Here is a 15,468-nt window from a genome sequence, read left to right as displayed (position 1 = left end):
TCGGTCCGCTCCGACCGGTCGTAGGAGGATCGGTGGTCAGGGCGTTCTCCCCGGGGAGGGCGCCCTGTGCTCGGGGCACCCGCCCGCTGAGGAGACCTGCTCTTCTTTCGTGCTTCTGCTTTCTGGACAGCGGTCCATCGCGCCTTCTTCGCCGCCGCAGCTGGCTTCTGGGGTGTCATCGTCTTAGTCCTCGACGGTGCGGGCACGACCGACCGTCACTGTCATCCGACGTCCATGAGCAGGTCGCGCTTGTCGCCGGATATCGGCGACACGGGCCGGGGGGCGGAACGCCGACCCGGCAGGGCCCCCGTCGATCACGAACTACGAAGCACGACGAGGAGTCAAAGTGTCCTATTAAAAACGACCCGCCGTGGCAGCGCGCACACGGCGGGAAAATGCCTGCACAGGGCAGGCGACATTATTTTATCAGTGTCCTCCCGTCACGACATGTCCGGTGTCATCGGACGGACGACGACGCACGAGCCAGGCTGCCGCGACGACTCCTGTCAGATCCGCCGCCACGTCCCACACGTCCCCGCTCCGTGTCGGCAGAAGGACATGTTGCGCAATCTCGCTGACCGGAGCATGAACAACCATCGCCCAGGCCATCCAACGCCACCAGGCCCCTGCCGCTCCGGCTGCCAGAACCGGCAGGGCGAAGACCACCGCATGGACGATCTTGTCCGTCCCCGGCGGAGCTCCGCCCCCGCCGGGCGAAGGGGTGTAGAGGACGAACAGCTGCACGCCCACGAACAGAGCGCACACCACCGCCCAGGCGCGGTGACCGCGACGGATCTGCACAGGGACGAACCTCCTGAGATGACGGTTCCGGGCCTCGGACGAAGAACTGCAGGTCCTCCCGGGAAATCTAGGTGGCGGAGACCGCCGTGGCCGTCGACCGGACCGAGGAATAGTTTGCCCGGCAACGATGTTCTTCGTCCATGAGCACGATCGCACTCACTTCCGAAACCTTCGAGAAGACGGTCACGCAGGACGGCATCGTCCTGGTCGACTGCTGGGCCGCCTGGTGCGGTCCGTGTCGCCAGTTCGGTCCCATCTTCGAAGCCGCTTCCGAGAAGCATCCCGACGTCGTCTTCGCCAAGCTCGACACCGAGGCCGAACAGGAGCTGGCCGCAGCGCTGGAGATCACCTCGATCCCCACCGTCTTCGGTTTCCGCGACGGCATCCTTCTCTTCAGTCAACCCGGGGCCCTGCCCGGCGCAGCGCTGGACCAGGTGATCTCCCAGATCGAGGGCATCGACATGGATGCCGTCCGTGCCGAGATCGCCAAACAGCAGGGACAGGAACCGTCCGGTTCCTGAACGCCGTCGTCCTGAATCTCGACAGACGAAGGGGGCACCTCCATCTGGAGGTGCCCCCTTCGTCGTGGCTGGAAGAGTGACATGCCCGGCCGGGTGGTGGAGGTGGCGGGAATCGAACCCGCGTCCGCTGATACCGAACCAGGACTTCTCCGGGTGCAGTACGTAACAGGATTTTCTCGGCCCCGACGCTCGTACGCACACGTCCGTCGACAGGCCCAGTCGGGTGAAAGTCCCGCACCATCCCCCGACAAGATGGCACAGCGAGCTACCTAGCTGACGCCAGGAACTGAGTCGGCAGCGAACTCAGGCTGACGGACTTCGAGGCTCGCTCAGGCGGCGAGGGCGAAGTCGGTGCGCTTGGAATCGGCACCTATTGGTTTGCTGGGAGCGTTAACGAGATAACCCAACATCCTCGACCCGCTTCCCCTGGAATGATTCTCAACGTCGAAACCGATCACCCCCCTGAAGCAGGCATGTCACTCTGTGCAGTTCTCAAATCACAACATCCGGAGCCAGCCTGCCCCGGACGACCCATCCTATCGCACCGCTCAGAAACCGTGCCACGAAATTCAGCCCGGCGAGACGCCGGTCAGGCCGGTGACTCTCCACCCAGACGGAACCGACGACCGCTGATCTCATCCCCGGAGATCTCCAGATAGTGGTACTTCTCCGTGGACACCCACGGATGAAGGGGCAGGCTCTCGAAGAACTCACGCTCCTCAGGGGAATCCAGCTCACGGACTGTCCCGTAGAGGATCACGCTGACCGCCTCGTGCGGACGGATCTGGTCGAACTCGAAGGCGACCTTGTGGTTGATGGTGACACCCAGCAGCTTCGAACCGGCCGAAGTGCGCACGTAGAGCTTGCGACCCCGGGCGTGATAGTTCACCGGACAGATATCGGGATCGTTCGCGACAGCGAAGGCCAACCGACCGTACTCGTGCGATTCGAGCAATTCCCAACAACGGTCCTCGTCGAGGATCTCCAAGGTCTGTTCGCTCATGAGCAGCTCTCCCCTTCCCTCGCTTCGCCATCGACCCCGAGTCACCCCGCGGGCTCACTGCTGATGGCAGCGTACGCCGGTGCCGACCGGAAGAGAGCGGATAGCCCCCACCTATCGGCTGACACGCCCTCGACCGGACCTACCGGGCCCGCCGCAACGACATGGCCCGCTCAGCCTCACGACGATCCTGGCGTTCCCGCAGGGCATGCCGCTTGTCGTACTCCTTCTTGCCCTTCGCCAGCGCGATCTCCGCCTTCGCCCGCCCGTCCTTGAAGTACAGGGAGAGCGGCACCAAGGTGTACCCCGTCTCGCGACCCTTCGCCGCGAGCTTGTCGATCTCAGCACGGTGCATCAGGAGCTTGCGTTTACGCCGGGCCGCGTGATTCGTCCACGTCCCCTGGGTGTACTCGGGGATATGTACCCCCTCCAGCCATATCTCACCTCGAGAGATGGAGGCGAAACCGTCGACCAGGGACGCCCTGCCCATCCGGAGCGACTTGACCTCCGTACCCTGCAGGACGATACCGGCCTCCACGGTGGCCTCGATGTGGTAGTCGTGGCGCGCCTTACGGTTCCGCGCAATGACATGGGTGCCTTTTTCCTTGGCCACCGGTTCTCCTCGTTCTTCCTGAGCGGCCGACAGGAGCGGATCCGTCGCCCCCGCTACGAGAGAACAAGCCTAGTGGCAGAGGACCCCTACGACGGACGACCTCGCCCCTCCACGTTGCCCGGCCGGCTGTGCAGCGTGGTCAGAACCAGCCACGCGGGTTCACCGGCTGCCCGTTCACCCGGACCTCCCAGTGCATATGACATCCGGTGGACAACCCGGTGGTCCCTACGTAACCGATGAGATCACCACGGTTGACGCTCCCGCTCTGCCGGATATAACCCGACATGTGGTTGTAGGTCGTGACCAGGCCTCCACCGTGGTCGACCCAGATGGCGTTCCCATATCCACCCATCACCCCGGCCCGGATGACGGTGCCGCTCTCCGAAGCATGAACGGGTGCGCCACACGGCGCACCGATGTCCATGCCGGTATGGAGCTCGGAGGTGCCCAGCACGGGATTCACTCGAGGACCGAACTCGGAAGTCACCGGCCCCGCCACCGGCACCTGCAGACGCCCCGACCCCTGAGGCGGAGGTACCTGCGCCGCGCCTCCTCCCCCGCTGCTGCGGGCGGCCAGTTCCGCCTGGATCCGGCTGCTCTCGGCCTGGAGCTGGGCGACCCGTTGCTCCTCCTCGCCGCGCTGGGCGGCCACGGCAGCAGCAGCAGCCTGCTGTTTGGACTCCAACGCCGCCAGTTGCGCACTGGTCTGCTCCGCAGCGCGATGAGCCTCCACGGCCTGAGCCACGGCCGCCTCCGCCTGGAGTTGCAAGGAGGCGATACGGCGACGGGTCTCGGCCAGCTTGGCCTGCTCGGCATCGGCGACAGCCTTCTGTTTGGCCAGCTCGTCCAGCAAGGCGTTCTGACTGTCGTTGACCTTCTCGGCCACGTACATGTTGTCAGCGAGTTGCTGAGCCTTGCCCGTGTTGAGCACTGCGGCGATCCGCTCCAGCCCGGTCCCCTCGTAGGCCTGCCTGGCGATGTTGTTACGGATGTCGGTGTTACGGGACTGCTCCGCCTGGATCGCTGCGATCCGGGCGAGTCCATCGGCTTCTTCCTGCTTCGCCGTCACCAGTTCGGCATCGATCTGACCCTTCCTGGCCACCGCGGCAGCTTCCTGGGCCTGAGCGGCGGCGAGTTCTCCCCGCGCTGCGGCCAGGCCGGCTTGCGTCTCCTGGAGAGCCAGCACGGCCTGCTGCGATCTCGCCGAGAGATTCGCCAGTTTCGAGCGGGACGCCTCGAGCTGGTTCTGCACCTGGCCGGCCTCGTCCGCATGGACGGCCGACCCGGGGAAACCCAGCGCAAATCCGAGTACAGCCACATATGCCAGGCGGGAAAGACGAGAAGAAGCGGAGGACATTCTATCGGCCCGAGCAGTACGACCGTTCACCAGGCAACCACCTTCGTAGGGTTTTTCCGGGCATCCGAAATGAATACTAACGACATCTCGATAAGAGCCGCACAAGCAGATGAAGGGCAATTATTTATTCGGACGTCCGACTTATTCGGCTCTTCCGAGCACCGTTACACCATACGAAAACAAAAGCCATCATCATGGCAAGGACGACCAGCGTTTCATGTCGGCCGGAGATGCTCACCCCTGAGACATTCACCGATGACGAGAGCTGGTGCAGATAAGACTGTCCGCCATGTGCGGTCATCGGCACATGGCGGACAGCTATCCGGATACGGGATCAGAGACGGACGTACCGGATCAACGCCAACCAGGAGACCACGAATCCCACCGCCAGGCCGAGCACCAGCATCCACGGCGCGACCACCCAGACGTCACCGACGTCAACCCACCGGAAGTCCTGGAAGCGTGTGGCGAGCTGGACGACGCCGAAGCGCACCACCGCCCACAACCCCACGACGGCCAGCACCACACCCGCCAGGACCGCAGTGACGGTCTCCAACATGAACGGCAGCTGGATAGCGGCCTTGCTCGCCCCGACGACCCGTTTGATCGCCACCTCGCGCCGTCGGCTCCAGGCCACCTGACGGATCGTGGTCGCCGTCAACAGGACGGTGCACACCATCATCAGCCCCGAGAGCACCCAGGCCCCGTAGCGGAGCATGTCCATCACCCGGAACAACGGCTGGAGTATGGCCCGGATATCCTTCACCGACGCCACACCCGGGGCTCCGTTGAAAGCCTCATAGACCTTGTCGTAATAACTGGGATCAGAGAGCTTCACTCGGAAAGCAGGCGGAATCGCCTCTTTGGGCGTGTCCGCGAAAGCTGGATTGGTGAACTGCTCCTTGAAACGCAGATACGCCTCGTCCTGACTCTCGAAAGTCACTTCTTTGACCACTGGCTTCATGGCGGCGAGATCGGCACCGATGCGATTGGCCTCCTCCTGGGTCACCGCCTCCCGCTTGCAATTCTGCTCACTGGAATTCTTGGTGCACAGAAAGATCGACACCTCGACCTTGTCGTACCAATAACCCTTCGCGGTCTCCACCTGACGTTGCGCGAGAAGCCCCACCCCGAAGAACAACAAAGAAACTGCTGTCACGATCATGATCGAAATGGCCATCGAAGCGCTGCGACGTATCCCCGTCCACGCCTCACCCAGCAGGAACATCGGCCTCATGCTCGTCCTTCCGCACCGTTCGGTCGATCTGCTGTCATCGCCTCCGTGGCGACCCCGAGCGGTCCACCGGTCAGCGCCATCACCGGGAACCACCTCCGTAGACTCCGCGGTCCTGATCTCGAACCAGGGCACCCCGATCCAGCTCCAGGACCCGCTTGCGCAGCTGATTGACGATCTCGTCGTCATGCGTGGCCATGACGACGGTCGTGCCCGCGCGATTGATCTCGTCGAGCAGGGAGACGATGTCCAGGCTCGTCGCCGGATCCAGGTTCCCGGTGGGCTCGTCCGCCAGCACCAGGGTCGGTTTCTTCACCACGGCGCGTGCAATCGCGACACGCTGCTGTTCCCCACCGGACAGTTCGTGCGGAAGTCGCTTGTGCATCGCGGACAGTCCGACGAGATCGAGTGCCTCGGGGACCTGCCTGCGCACGTCCTCCCGCCGGGCCCCCAGGACGTGCATGACATAGGCGACGTTCTGGTAGACGGTCTTGTCGGGGAGCAATCGAAAATCCTGGAAGACCATGCCGATATCACGGCGCAGGAGAGGAACATGGCGTCGTCGCAGGGAGTGCAGTTCACGTCCGGTGACACAGATGGTGCCCGAGGTCGGCCTCTCCTCGCAGAGGATCAACCTCATGAGAGTGGACTTCCCCGAGCCGGAGGCCCCGACGAGGAAGACGAACTCCCCTTTCTCGATCTTCAAGGTCACGTCCATGAGTGCAGGGCTCTGTTGGCGTCCGTAGACCTTGGAGACGCCGGTGAAGTCGATCATGTGCTGAGGTGTCCTTGCTCGAATCATTCGGAGCGGGTAGGGGTTTCCGGCGATCCGGGTCGGTCGCCCAGTGCGCTCGGCCAGACTACGGTGAGAAGGGCCTGCGGCAAGGGACCCGCAGCCGTACGGCGTTGCGCGCCCGTGACCACTGCAGGAACCTCGACCACGATGGGTGAACGCTGTACAGGCCTCCGAAGATCCGAGCGAGGCCCGCCCTTGGCGGAGGATCCGCCCGACACCTCACCTGAATTCTCGACATGCGAGACAAAACATGTCTCATCGTGAAAATGAGACGCCCCCGACGATGACCAAGGTCCCCAAAACATGGCGAGTCATCGAAAGCTCGTGACCTGAATGGAAGGATGACCCCATGACGCGACAGATCGGTGTGACAGAGCTCGCCCTCCGGGACGCGCACCAGAGCCTGATGGCGACTCGCATGGCCATGGAAGACATGGTCGATGCCTGCGCCGACATCGACCAGGCCGGGTACTGGAGTGTGGAGTGCTGGGGCGGAGCCACCTTCGACGCCTGCATCCGCTTCCTCAACGAAGACCCGTGGGAACGACTGAGGACCTTCCGCAAACTCATGCCCAACAGCAAGCTGCAAATGCTGCTGCGAGGGCAGAACCTCCTGGGCTACCGCCACTACGGTGACGACGTCGTCGACCACTTCGTCGAGAAGGCCGCCGAGAACGGCATGGACGTCTTCCGGGTCTTCGACGCCCTCAACGACCCCCGCAACCTCGAACGAGCCATGGCCGCCGTCAAGAAGTCCGGCAAGCACGCCCAGGGCACGATCTGCTACACCACCAGCCCGCTCCACACCGTCGAAGGCTATGTTCAGCTGGCCCGCGAACTGCGCGACATGGGCGCCGACTCCCTCGCGCTGAAGGACATGGCCGCCCTGCTCAAGCCGCAGCCGGCCTACGACATCGTCAAGGCCATCAAGTCCGAGATGCCGGACATGCAGATCAACATCCACTGCCACGCCACCACCGGTGTCACCCTCGTCTCCCTGATGAAGGGCATCGAGGCCGGAGCCGACGTCGTCGACGCAGCCATCAGCTCCCTCTCGCTGGGCCCGGGCCACAACCCGACCGAATCGGTGCAGGAAATGCTCGAAGGCACCGGCTACATCGCCGACCTCGACAAGGAACTGCTGCGCCGCATCAAGGACCACTTCGCCGCCGTCAAGCCGAAGTACCAGCACTTCATGTCGTCCTTCAACGTCGAGACCGACATCTTCGACAGCCAGATCCCCGGCGGCATGATCTCCAACATGGAGTCCCAGTTGAAGCAGCAGGGCGCCGGTGACAAGCTCCGCGAAGTCCTCGAAGAGGTTCCCCGCGTGCGCCAGGCCGCCGGTTACCCCCCGCTGGTCACCCCGTCCAGCCAGATCGTCGGCACCCAGGCCGTCTTCAACGTCCTGATGGGCGAGTACAAGGTCCTCACCGCAGAATTCGCGGACCTGATGCTCGGCTACTACGGTCACACCCTGGGCGAGTACGACCCCGAGGTCGTCGAGAAGGCCAAGGCCCAGACCGGCAAGGAGCCCATCGAGGTGCGCCCCGCCGACCTGATCCCTGCCGAGTGGGATGCGTTGAAGGAAGAAGCCGCCGGAGTCGAAGGGTTCGACGGGACCGACGAGGACGTTCTGACCTACGCCATGTTCCCGAAGGTGGCCCCCGGGTTCTTCAAGACCCGCCCCGAAGGCCCCAAGTCGGTCGCCAAGGACCCCGCCGAGATCGAGGCCGAGAAGCTGGCTGCGGCCGGCGACGGCAAGACCGGCCCCGTCCGCGGGCCCATCAAATACGAGATCACCGTCGACGGCCGCAAGCACTCCGTCGGCGTCAAGCCCGCCTGAGCACCCTCGATCCACCAACGGAGGAACACCGACCATGGCTACTCCCAAGACCATGCAGGACCGCATCGAGGAGCTGCGCCGGCGGCGCGCTGAAGTCGAAGCAGGCGGCGGCGAGACACGCCACGCCAAGCAGCACGAAGCCGGGAAGATGACGGCCCGTGAGCGCATCAACGACCTGCTCGACCCCGGCAGCTTCGAAGAGATCGGACTCTTCGCACAACACCGCACCACCCTCTTCGGGATGGACAAGGCCGTCATGCCGGCCGACGGCGTCGTCACCGGCACCGGCAGCGTCCTGGGCCGCCCCGTGCACTTCGCCAGCCAGGACTTCTCCGTGGCCGGCGGGTCCGCCGGGGAGATGCACTCCACGAAGGTCGCCAACTCCCTGCACTCCGCCTTGGAGAACGGCACCCCCTTCATCTTCATCAACGACTCCGGCGGCGCCCGGGTCCAGGAGGGCATCGACTCCCTCTCGGGCTACGGCAAGGTGTTCTTCCAGAACGTCGCGCTGTCGGGTGTGGTCCCCCAGATCTCGATCATCGCCGGTCCCTGCGCAGGTGGGGCGGTCTACTCCCCCGCACTGACCGACTTCATCATCCAGACGCAGGCTTCCCGGATGTTCATCACCGGGCCGGACGTCATCAAGCAGGTCACCGGCGAGCAGGTCAGCGCCGAGGACCTGGGCGGACCCGCCGCACACATGGCCCGCTCCGGGGTGACCCACTTCGTCGCCGACAACGACGAGCAGGCCATGTTGATCGCGAAGAAGCTGCTCAGCTTCCTGCCCAGCAACAACACCGAGGAGCCGCCCTTCGTCGAGGGGCATGACACCGTCGAACCTGACGAGTCGCTGAACACGATCATCCCCGAGGACCCGAAGAAGGCCTACGACGTCCGCGAGGTCATCGTCAAGCTCGTCGACGCCGGCGACTTCCTCGAGGTCCAGGCCGGATACGCGATGAACATCGTGATCGGCTTCGGACGCATCACCGGTCGCACGGTCGGTTTCATCGCCAACCAGTGCAACCAGATGTCCGGCGTCCTCGACATCAATTCCTCGGACAAGGCAGCACGCTTCATCCGGTTCTGCAATGCCTTCAACATCCCGGTGGTGAACCTGGTCGACGTGCCCGGCTTCCTGCCCGGCACCCAGCAGGAGTACGGCGGCATCATCCGCCACGGCGCGAAGATGCTCTTCGCCTACTCCTCGGCAACCGTGCCGAAGATCACCGTGGTCCTGCGCAAGGCCTACGGCGGCGCCTACCTGGCCATGTGTTCCAAGGACCTGGGCGCAGACCGCGTCTTCGCCTGGCCGACCGCCGAGATCGCCGTCATGGGCGCAGAAGGAGCAGCCGGCGTCGTCTTCCGCCGGGAGATCGCCGCTGCGGACGACCCGGAGGCCAAGCGGGCCGAACTGGTCTCGCTCTACCGCGAGGCGTTCAGCACCCCGTACGTCTCGGCAGCCCGCGGACTCGTCGACGACATCATCGAACCGGCCGAGACCCGGATGTACCTCGCCCGCGCCTTGGAAGCCCTTCAGAACAAGCGCGATCAGCGCCCGCCGAAGAAGCACGGACTCATCCCGCTCTGATCGAGCCTTACCAACCCAGGAAGGAAACGTCATGAGCGAAGTCACCGGCGAGCAGATCGCCGAGCTGATCGAGGCTGTCAAAGGATTGACCGCCCGCGTCGAAGCTCTGGAAGACAGGTTCGAACAGTTCCACCCCACCGGCGAGCTCCCCGAGGAGATCGTCCTCGCCATCAGCGCCGCTTGTGCGGCCTACCTCGGCCACCGTGCGAAGGTGAAGCAGGTCCGCCTGCGCCGCCACACCACGTGGGCCAAACAGGGGCGTTCCGATGTCCAGCACTCACACGTCATTACGCACACCCCCCGGATGAGCCGGTAGGAGAGGCAGATCATGAAACTCAAGGTGACCGTCAACGGCATCGAGTACGACGTCGACGTCGAGGTCGAAGAGGATCCGCTGCCCACTCTCGGGTCGATCATGGTGGGGAGTGCTTCGGCTTACGGGGTCACGCCGACTGCGGCAAAGGCTCCGGCTTCCAGCACCAACGGGCTGACCGCTCCCATCTCCGGGACGGTCGTGAAGATCCTGGTGGACGAGGGAGCCGAGGTGAAGGGTGGAGAAACCCTGATGATCCTCGAAGCCATGAAGATGGAGACCGAGATCACCGCGCCGAGCGACGGCACGGTCGCCACGATCGACGTCGCCGTCGGCGACGCGGTGCAGGGCGGCCAGGTCCTGATCGAATGGGCGTGATCGCGCCGAGCTGAGAGAGCTCGCGAACGGAGGTGGGGGACGTCCTCGGCGGGGCGTCCCCACCTCCGTCTGTGTGACGAGGAAAGGCCGGGAGAACGGTCGATCTGGCCCTGTCCGGCAGCTCACAGCGATGGGTCAGACGCGGACGTTCCACCGTTCCGAGAGCAGGATTCCGCCGCCGTAGACGAGCGCGGCGACCGTTAAGGCACCGAGCAGGCTGTCGTCGATGAAATGAGTGGTCAGCTGAAGCGTGAAGATGCTCGCGGCGACGACGAGCCAGGCGATTCTGTGCCGGGTCCGGGTGTGCTGGCCGACCTGATGCCACAGGGGGATCTCGCCGTGTGCGATGTTTTCTTCAGCGCCTCCGGTCAGTCCGAAATAATCGACGAGCTTCTTCCAGATCGTGGGCATCGCGTCTCCCTACCGGCATTGGTAACGGTCGTTTGATTTTATCGTCGTAAGCCTTCTGGTGCCGTTATCTCGTCATGGAGTCCGAAGAACTTTGCCCAGATGGTGCGGGGCCGTCGACCCGAATGGGTCGACGGCCCCGCACCTACGAGCGCCCTCCCGTGAAAGAGAGGTCCTGTACTCGTTCAGGCCCTGGCGCGTCGCGCGGCACGGTCGCGCCGGTAGGCCCGGTAGGCGACTGCCGTCCCGATGGCGAGCACGAAGGTGGTGACCAGGCTGCCCTCCGCGCCGAAAGATCCTCCGGTGATCAGGTCACTGGCGCCTTCGGTGGGCCGGAACTGCAGAAAAGCACTCTGAATCTCCTGCCCGGAGACCTTCGACCCCCAGAAGTTCCCCAGCGACCAGTTCCAGAATCCGTGGAAGGCGCAGACGCCCCAGAGGCTGTTCTCCGCCAGAGCCCAGTATCCCAGCAGGACCCCGACCAGGACGAGGTTGGTGAGCGGGATCAGGCCGACGCCGGGATTGGCTCCGTGCATCAACGCGAAATAGATCGTCTGCACGGTCATCGCAATCGGCACGCCCCATTTCAGTGCGACTCCCTGCATGACGAAACCACGCCCGAAGATCTCCTCGGCACCTCCCTGGATGAGAAAACCGCCCAGGAGGATCACCGTCGGCACCAATGCGGAGAAGTTCGCCTCGCCGAGGGTCGCCTGTCCGGTGATCGCAGCAGCGAGAACGACCACCGTAGTCATCACGATGCCGATGATCAGTCCCCTGACGATCTGGTAGCCCATCTGGTCGCCCCAGAACCCCAGGGTGACGAAAGACCGCCTTTCACGTTTCTTCATCCACCAGAAGAGCAGCGCGATCCCGAAGATGAAGATGTAGGTACCGAGGAATTGCGTACCGAAGGACATCGGGGCGCCCTGCTCCTGCGTACCGATGCCGGTGACCGCGGTAATGACCCCACCGATCCCTCCGATGGCGCCCATCACCAGGACGACACCGAGCACGACCGAGAGAACAGGGCCGGTGGGGCGTTCCGCCCTACCCATCTGTTCTTCGAGCAGAGGACCTTGGGGACGTCGTCGAGACATGAGAGATCTCCGATAGTTCGATGAGGTGTGCTTCATGACAGCCCTGCGGAGCGTGGTGCACGCTTCTTCCGATGGGTGCGACAGGCGCCCTGTCGTTTCGGCGGTCGAGATGATCGCGCTCGGCCTTGCCGAGGCGAGGTCGACCGCAGGCAGGCCGTACCCGGGATTCCTTCGCCGGTCATCGGGCGAAAACGGCGGGTGGGCAGTTCCGGGCGAGCTCGGTGGCAACCTCTCCTGCGGTGCCCGCCAGGTCAGTAACGACGGTTACGACATGATGTCGACGCATGCGAGATTCTCCACTGGGTTGACCCTGGGTCGGTGCACTTCCGCACCGGCCCATTAGGGATCAACGCATGACAACACCCTTAGTTCCTATATGACCTGAGGATGCGCTGTGATTTTTCCGATGTCCTTCTGAGATGTCCTCACCCGGCAGAACAGCCCTGTCAGCCGACACCGACTCCATGCTCACCCCCGGCATGAGCGGAGCGCCAGTTGCAGCTCTTCACCGAGACGCTGGCCTCTCGCCGGAAGTCTCTTCCTCAGGTGTCCGACACGCCGAAATGCCTCGTGGCCGACGACGAGGACCCGTCGTCGGCCACGAGGACCATTCAGTTCAGAACGTTCAGGAGTTGGCGGCTTCCCGCTCCAGGGAACGCTTCCAACGGATACCTGCCTCCAGGAAGGCATCGATGTCACCGTCGAAGACCCCGGAAGTATTTCCGACCTCGTGCTCGGTACGCAGGTCCTTCACCATCTGATAAGGATGCAGGACGTAGCTACGCATCTGGTCGCCCCAGCTGGCTTTCACGTCCCCGGCCAGTTCCTTCTTCTTGGCGTCCTCTTCCTGCTTCTTCAGCAGCAGCAGCCGGGACTGCAGGACACGCAGAGCAGCCGCCCGGTTCTGGATCTGCGACTTCTCGTTCTGCATCGACACGACGATGCCAGTGGGGATGTGTGTCATCCGCACGGCGGAGTCGGTCGTGTTGACGCTCTGCCCACCGGGACCCGAGGACCGGAAGACGTCGATCTTCAGTTCGGACTCGGGGATGTCGATGGTATCCGTCGACTCGATGAGCGGGATGACCTCGACCGCTGCGAAGGACGTCTGCCGACGCCCCTGATTGTCGAACGGGCTGATCCGCACCAGACGATGAGTACCTGCCTCCACTGCCAAATTGCCGTAGGCATAAGGAACCTTCACCTCGAAGGTGGCGGACTTCAGCCCGGCCTCTTCGGCATAGGAGGTATCCAGCACCGCGGTCGGGTAACCATGACGTTCGGCCCAGCGCAGGTACATCCGCATCAGCATCTCGGCGAAATCTGCAGCGTCCACCCCGCCCGCACCTGAACGGATGGTGACCACGGCCTCCCGTTCGTCGTATTCACCGTTCAACAGGGTACGCACCTCGAGTTCGCCGACGGCCTTTCGCAGCGAAGCGAGTTCGTCCTCGGCTTCGGCGAGGGTCTCGGCGTCGCCGCCGTCCTCGGTAGCCATCTCGACGAGGACCTCGAGATCCTCGATCCGGGAGTCCATCCCCTCGATACGTTCCAGTTCCGCATTCGCCCGGGACAATCTGCTGGTGACAGCCTGCGCGTTCTCCTGGTCGTCCCACAGGTCCGGCGCGCTGGCCGCCTTCTCCAGATCGGTGATCCGAGCCTTCAAGGTGTCGACATCGGTCACCTGACGGACCGAGGTCATCGTCGCGCGAAGGTTCTTGATCTCTACTGCAAAGTCGGTGGCCACGAGGACCGAGTCTACGGCACGACCGCTCACAGAAGAGGCTGCATATTCGCCAGCGCTCGTTCACCGATCCGGGCCATCACCCCGCGTGCCTGCCAGTCGTCCAGATGGAGCTGCCGGCAGTTGGTGAGATCCCGGGCGAAGATCTCCTCCATGTGCGCAGCCTGCTCGTCACTGAACAGCTCCAGGTTCACCTCGTAGTTCCCCAGCAGGCTCAACCTGTCGATATTCGCGGTGCCCACCGTCGACCAACGCCCGTCGACCGTGGCCGTCTTCGCGTGCACCATGGCGTCCTGGTAGAGCCAGATCGTGACGCCACCTTTGAGGAGGGTGGTGAAATAACCACGGGCGACCCAGTCCGCGACGATGTGGTTGCTGTACTCCGGCATGAGAATCCGCACGTCGACCCCGCGACGGGCCGCAGCCAGCAGCGCCGCAAGGATCTCCCTGTCCGGGAGGAAATAAGCCTGTGTGATGTAGATCCGCTCCGCCGCACGGTCGATGGCCTCCAGGTAGAGACCCCGCACCGGGAAGAGCATCCGGTTGGGAGCATTGCGGGAGGCCCTGATCCGAGCCTCCCACTCCCCTGCACCCCGGTCAGGGATCTCCGGATGCTCCGGGTCACGGTACTCGTTCCAGAAGTCGACGAAGGTGTTCTCGATCTCCCAGACCGCCGGACCGGTGACGCACAGATGGGTGTCCCGCCAGGTCGTCGCATAGAGGTCCCCGATGTTGTACCCGCCGACGAAACCCACTCGCCGGTCGACGACCAGGATCTTGCGATGGTCCCGTCCGAAGTACCTCAGGTTGAACATCAGCATCCCGGCCCGGACCGCAGGGAAACGCAGTACGTGCACGTGGTCGGGGAAACGGAAGAACCGCGGGTCCACGACCAGGTTGGCGAAACCGTCGTAGATCACGAAGACCTCGACACCGCGGTCGGCCGCCGCGATCAGGGCCTCCTTGAACTTCTCCCCGATGGCGTCGTTCTTCCAGATGAAGGTCTCGAGAAAAATATGCTCCCGCGCCGACTCGATCGCTGCGAGCATGTCCGCATAGACGTCCTCACCGTAGGTGTACGTCGTCACCTCCGCACCGGCGATCCGAGTCGTCGTCGGAGAGCTGCGCGGGAAGATCCCCAACGGGGGTTCCCGGCGTTTACGGACGGCATCGACAGCAAGCACCGCAGCCACCGCTGCGGTCTGCGCGGCGGCGCCCACACCCAAGGTCCACAACCCGGCACGGAGAACGGCTGCACGGCTGGGAAGGTGCGGACGAGACATGCGCCGAGCCTACAAGCAGCGGCTGTGATGTCCCTGGAACAACGCTCTACGACCTCGACCGATGCGGTGCCGGGCGGTCACCGCATCGACCAGGTCGGTCAGGCGGCCAAGGCTGCGGTCACCAGACCGAGCACCTTGATCCGGACCCGCTCCTCCACATCGGAACGTCGCGCATCCACCAGCCCCAGCTCATCGCCCATCACGGCGATATCGTCCGCTGCCAGTCGCCGCAGCACCCCCGAGACGTGGGCTTCCACATCTGCGGAGACTGCCTCCCAGGAACCATCGCGCCCGGCCTGCTGCGCCTCGGCCACCCCGTTCACGGCCGCCACCAACGCTTCCACCATGACGTCATTCACCATCGCGACCATCCCTTTCACACCGTCGACCCACTACGCCGTCCATGGACGTGATCGCGAGTGGATTCTGTGTTCGTCTGCCCGATGGGGGAGGCTCCTGCGTCTCCCTCACCAGCGAGCTCAA

General features: G+C 64.0%; 16 protein-coding genes and 1 other RNA gene. 5 read left to right on the top strand and 12 right to left on the bottom strand.

Annotated features, from left to right (window positions below; all coding sequences use genetic code 11):
• Window positions 1-426: 426 nt before the first annotated feature.
• Window positions 427-801: a VanZ family protein gene (locus AUCHE_RS09815; protein ID WP_006503149.1), complete on the bottom strand. Its 375-nt coding sequence runs from the start codon at window positions 799-801 to the stop codon at window positions 427-429.
• Between the two features lie 140 nt (window positions 802-941).
• Here AUCHE_RS09815 and AUCHE_RS09810 point away from each other — a divergent pair, with 140 nt between their 5' ends.
• The gene (locus AUCHE_RS09810; protein WP_006503148.1) at window positions 942-1,322 is read left to right on the top strand and encodes a thioredoxin family protein; all 381 of its coding nucleotides are present in this window, start codon (window positions 942-944) and stop codon (window positions 1,320-1,322) included.
• Window positions 1,323-1,416: 94 nt separating this feature from the next.
• On the opposite strand, the gene ssrA is transcribed toward AUCHE_RS09810, so the two are convergent.
• From ssrA to ftsE, 6 genes are all read right to left on the bottom strand, one after another.
• Window positions 1,417-1,784: a transfer-messenger RNA gene (gene ssrA, locus AUCHE_RS16240) on the bottom strand.
• 127 nt (window positions 1,785-1,911) lie between these two features.
• On the bottom strand, window positions 1,912-2,325 hold the full coding sequence (locus tag AUCHE_RS09805; protein ID WP_006503147.1) for a pyridoxamine 5'-phosphate oxidase family protein: 414 nt from the start codon (window positions 2,323-2,325) through the stop codon (window positions 1,912-1,914).
• A 139-nt stretch (window positions 2,326-2,464) separates the two neighbouring features.
• Complete coding sequence (smpB, locus tag AUCHE_RS09800) at window positions 2,465-2,935, bottom strand: SsrA-binding protein SmpB (protein ID WP_006503146.1); 471 nt, start codon at window positions 2,933-2,935, stop codon at window positions 2,465-2,467.
• 139 nt (window positions 2,936-3,074) lie between these two features.
• Window positions 3,075-4,253: a M23 family metallopeptidase gene (locus AUCHE_RS15700; protein WP_162137241.1), complete on the bottom strand. Its 1,179-nt coding sequence runs from the start codon at window positions 4,251-4,253 to the stop codon at window positions 3,075-3,077.
• Window positions 4,254-4,626: 373 nt separating this feature from the next.
• Window positions 4,627-5,529: a permease-like cell division protein FtsX gene (gene ftsX / locus AUCHE_RS09790; RefSeq protein ID WP_040321873.1), complete on the bottom strand. Its 903-nt coding sequence runs from the start codon at window positions 5,527-5,529 to the stop codon at window positions 4,627-4,629.
• A 79-nt stretch (window positions 5,530-5,608) separates the two neighbouring features.
• Window positions 5,609-6,301, bottom strand: coding sequence for a cell division ATP-binding protein FtsE (ftsE, locus tag AUCHE_RS09785; RefSeq protein WP_006503143.1), 693 nt, complete (start codon window positions 6,299-6,301; stop codon window positions 5,609-5,611).
• Window positions 6,302-6,671: 370 nt separating this feature from the next.
• On the opposite strand from ftsE, the gene AUCHE_RS09780 reads away from it, so the two are divergent.
• From AUCHE_RS09780 to AUCHE_RS17755, 4 genes are read left to right on the top strand one after another with little or no spacing between them, the layout of a single operon-like run.
• The gene (locus AUCHE_RS09780; protein WP_006503142.1) at window positions 6,672-8,168 is read left to right on the top strand and encodes a methylmalonyl-CoA carboxytransferase subunit 5S; all 1,497 of its coding nucleotides are present in this window, start codon (window positions 6,672-6,674) and stop codon (window positions 8,166-8,168) included.
• Window positions 8,169-8,202: 34 nt separating this feature from the next.
• A complete protein-coding gene (locus tag AUCHE_RS09775) occupies window positions 8,203-9,759 on the top strand; it encodes an acyl-CoA carboxylase subunit beta (protein WP_006503141.1) in 1,557 nt (518 codons plus the stop codon).
• Between the two features lie 31 nt (window positions 9,760-9,790).
• The gene (locus AUCHE_RS09770; protein WP_006503140.1) at window positions 9,791-10,075 is read left to right on the top strand and encodes a hypothetical protein; all 285 of its coding nucleotides are present in this window, start codon (window positions 9,791-9,793) and stop codon (window positions 10,073-10,075) included.
• 12 nt (window positions 10,076-10,087) lie between these two features.
• Window positions 10,088-10,450 carry a biotin/lipoyl-containing protein gene (locus tag AUCHE_RS17755; RefSeq protein ID WP_006503139.1) on the top strand — a complete coding sequence of 121 codons (363 nt, stop codon included), beginning with the start codon at window positions 10,088-10,090 and terminating at the stop codon, window positions 10,448-10,450.
• A gap of 135 nt (window positions 10,451-10,585) precedes the next feature.
• Here AUCHE_RS17755 and AUCHE_RS09760 read toward each other — a convergent pair whose 3' ends face one another.
• From AUCHE_RS09760 to AUCHE_RS09740, 5 genes are all read right to left on the bottom strand, one after another.
• Complete coding sequence (locus AUCHE_RS09760) at window positions 10,586-10,861, bottom strand: hypothetical protein (protein ID WP_006503138.1); 276 nt, start codon at window positions 10,859-10,861, stop codon at window positions 10,586-10,588.
• 182 nt (window positions 10,862-11,043) lie between these two features.
• Window positions 11,044-11,958 carry a CPBP family intramembrane glutamic endopeptidase gene (locus AUCHE_RS09755; RefSeq protein ID WP_052024857.1) on the bottom strand — a complete coding sequence of 305 codons (915 nt, stop codon included), beginning with the start codon at window positions 11,956-11,958 and terminating at the stop codon, window positions 11,044-11,046.
• Window positions 11,959-12,583: 625 nt separating this feature from the next.
• Entirely contained in the window at window positions 12,584-13,705 is a 1,122-nt protein-coding gene (prfB, locus tag AUCHE_RS09750) for a peptide chain release factor 2 (protein WP_040322105.1), read from the bottom strand.
• Between the two features lie 26 nt (window positions 13,706-13,731).
• Window positions 13,732-14,985 (bottom strand): phospholipase D-like domain-containing protein, encoded by a 1,254-nt coding sequence (locus AUCHE_RS09745; protein WP_006503135.1) that lies wholly within the window; start codon window positions 14,983-14,985, stop codon window positions 13,732-13,734.
• A 98-nt stretch (window positions 14,986-15,083) separates the two neighbouring features.
• The gene (locus AUCHE_RS09740; protein WP_143114841.1) at window positions 15,084-15,347 is read right to left on the bottom strand and encodes a hypothetical protein; all 264 of its coding nucleotides are present in this window, start codon (window positions 15,345-15,347) and stop codon (window positions 15,084-15,086) included.
• Between the last annotated feature and the right edge of the window lie 121 nt (window positions 15,348-15,468).

Source organism: Austwickia chelonae NBRC 105200, assembly GCF_000298175.1.
GTDB lineage: Bacteria > Actinomycetota > Actinomycetes > Actinomycetales > Dermatophilaceae > Austwickia > Austwickia chelonae.
The sequence above is the reverse complement of the archived record's forward strand: the minus strand, read 5'-3'. Positions and strand labels throughout refer to the sequence as shown.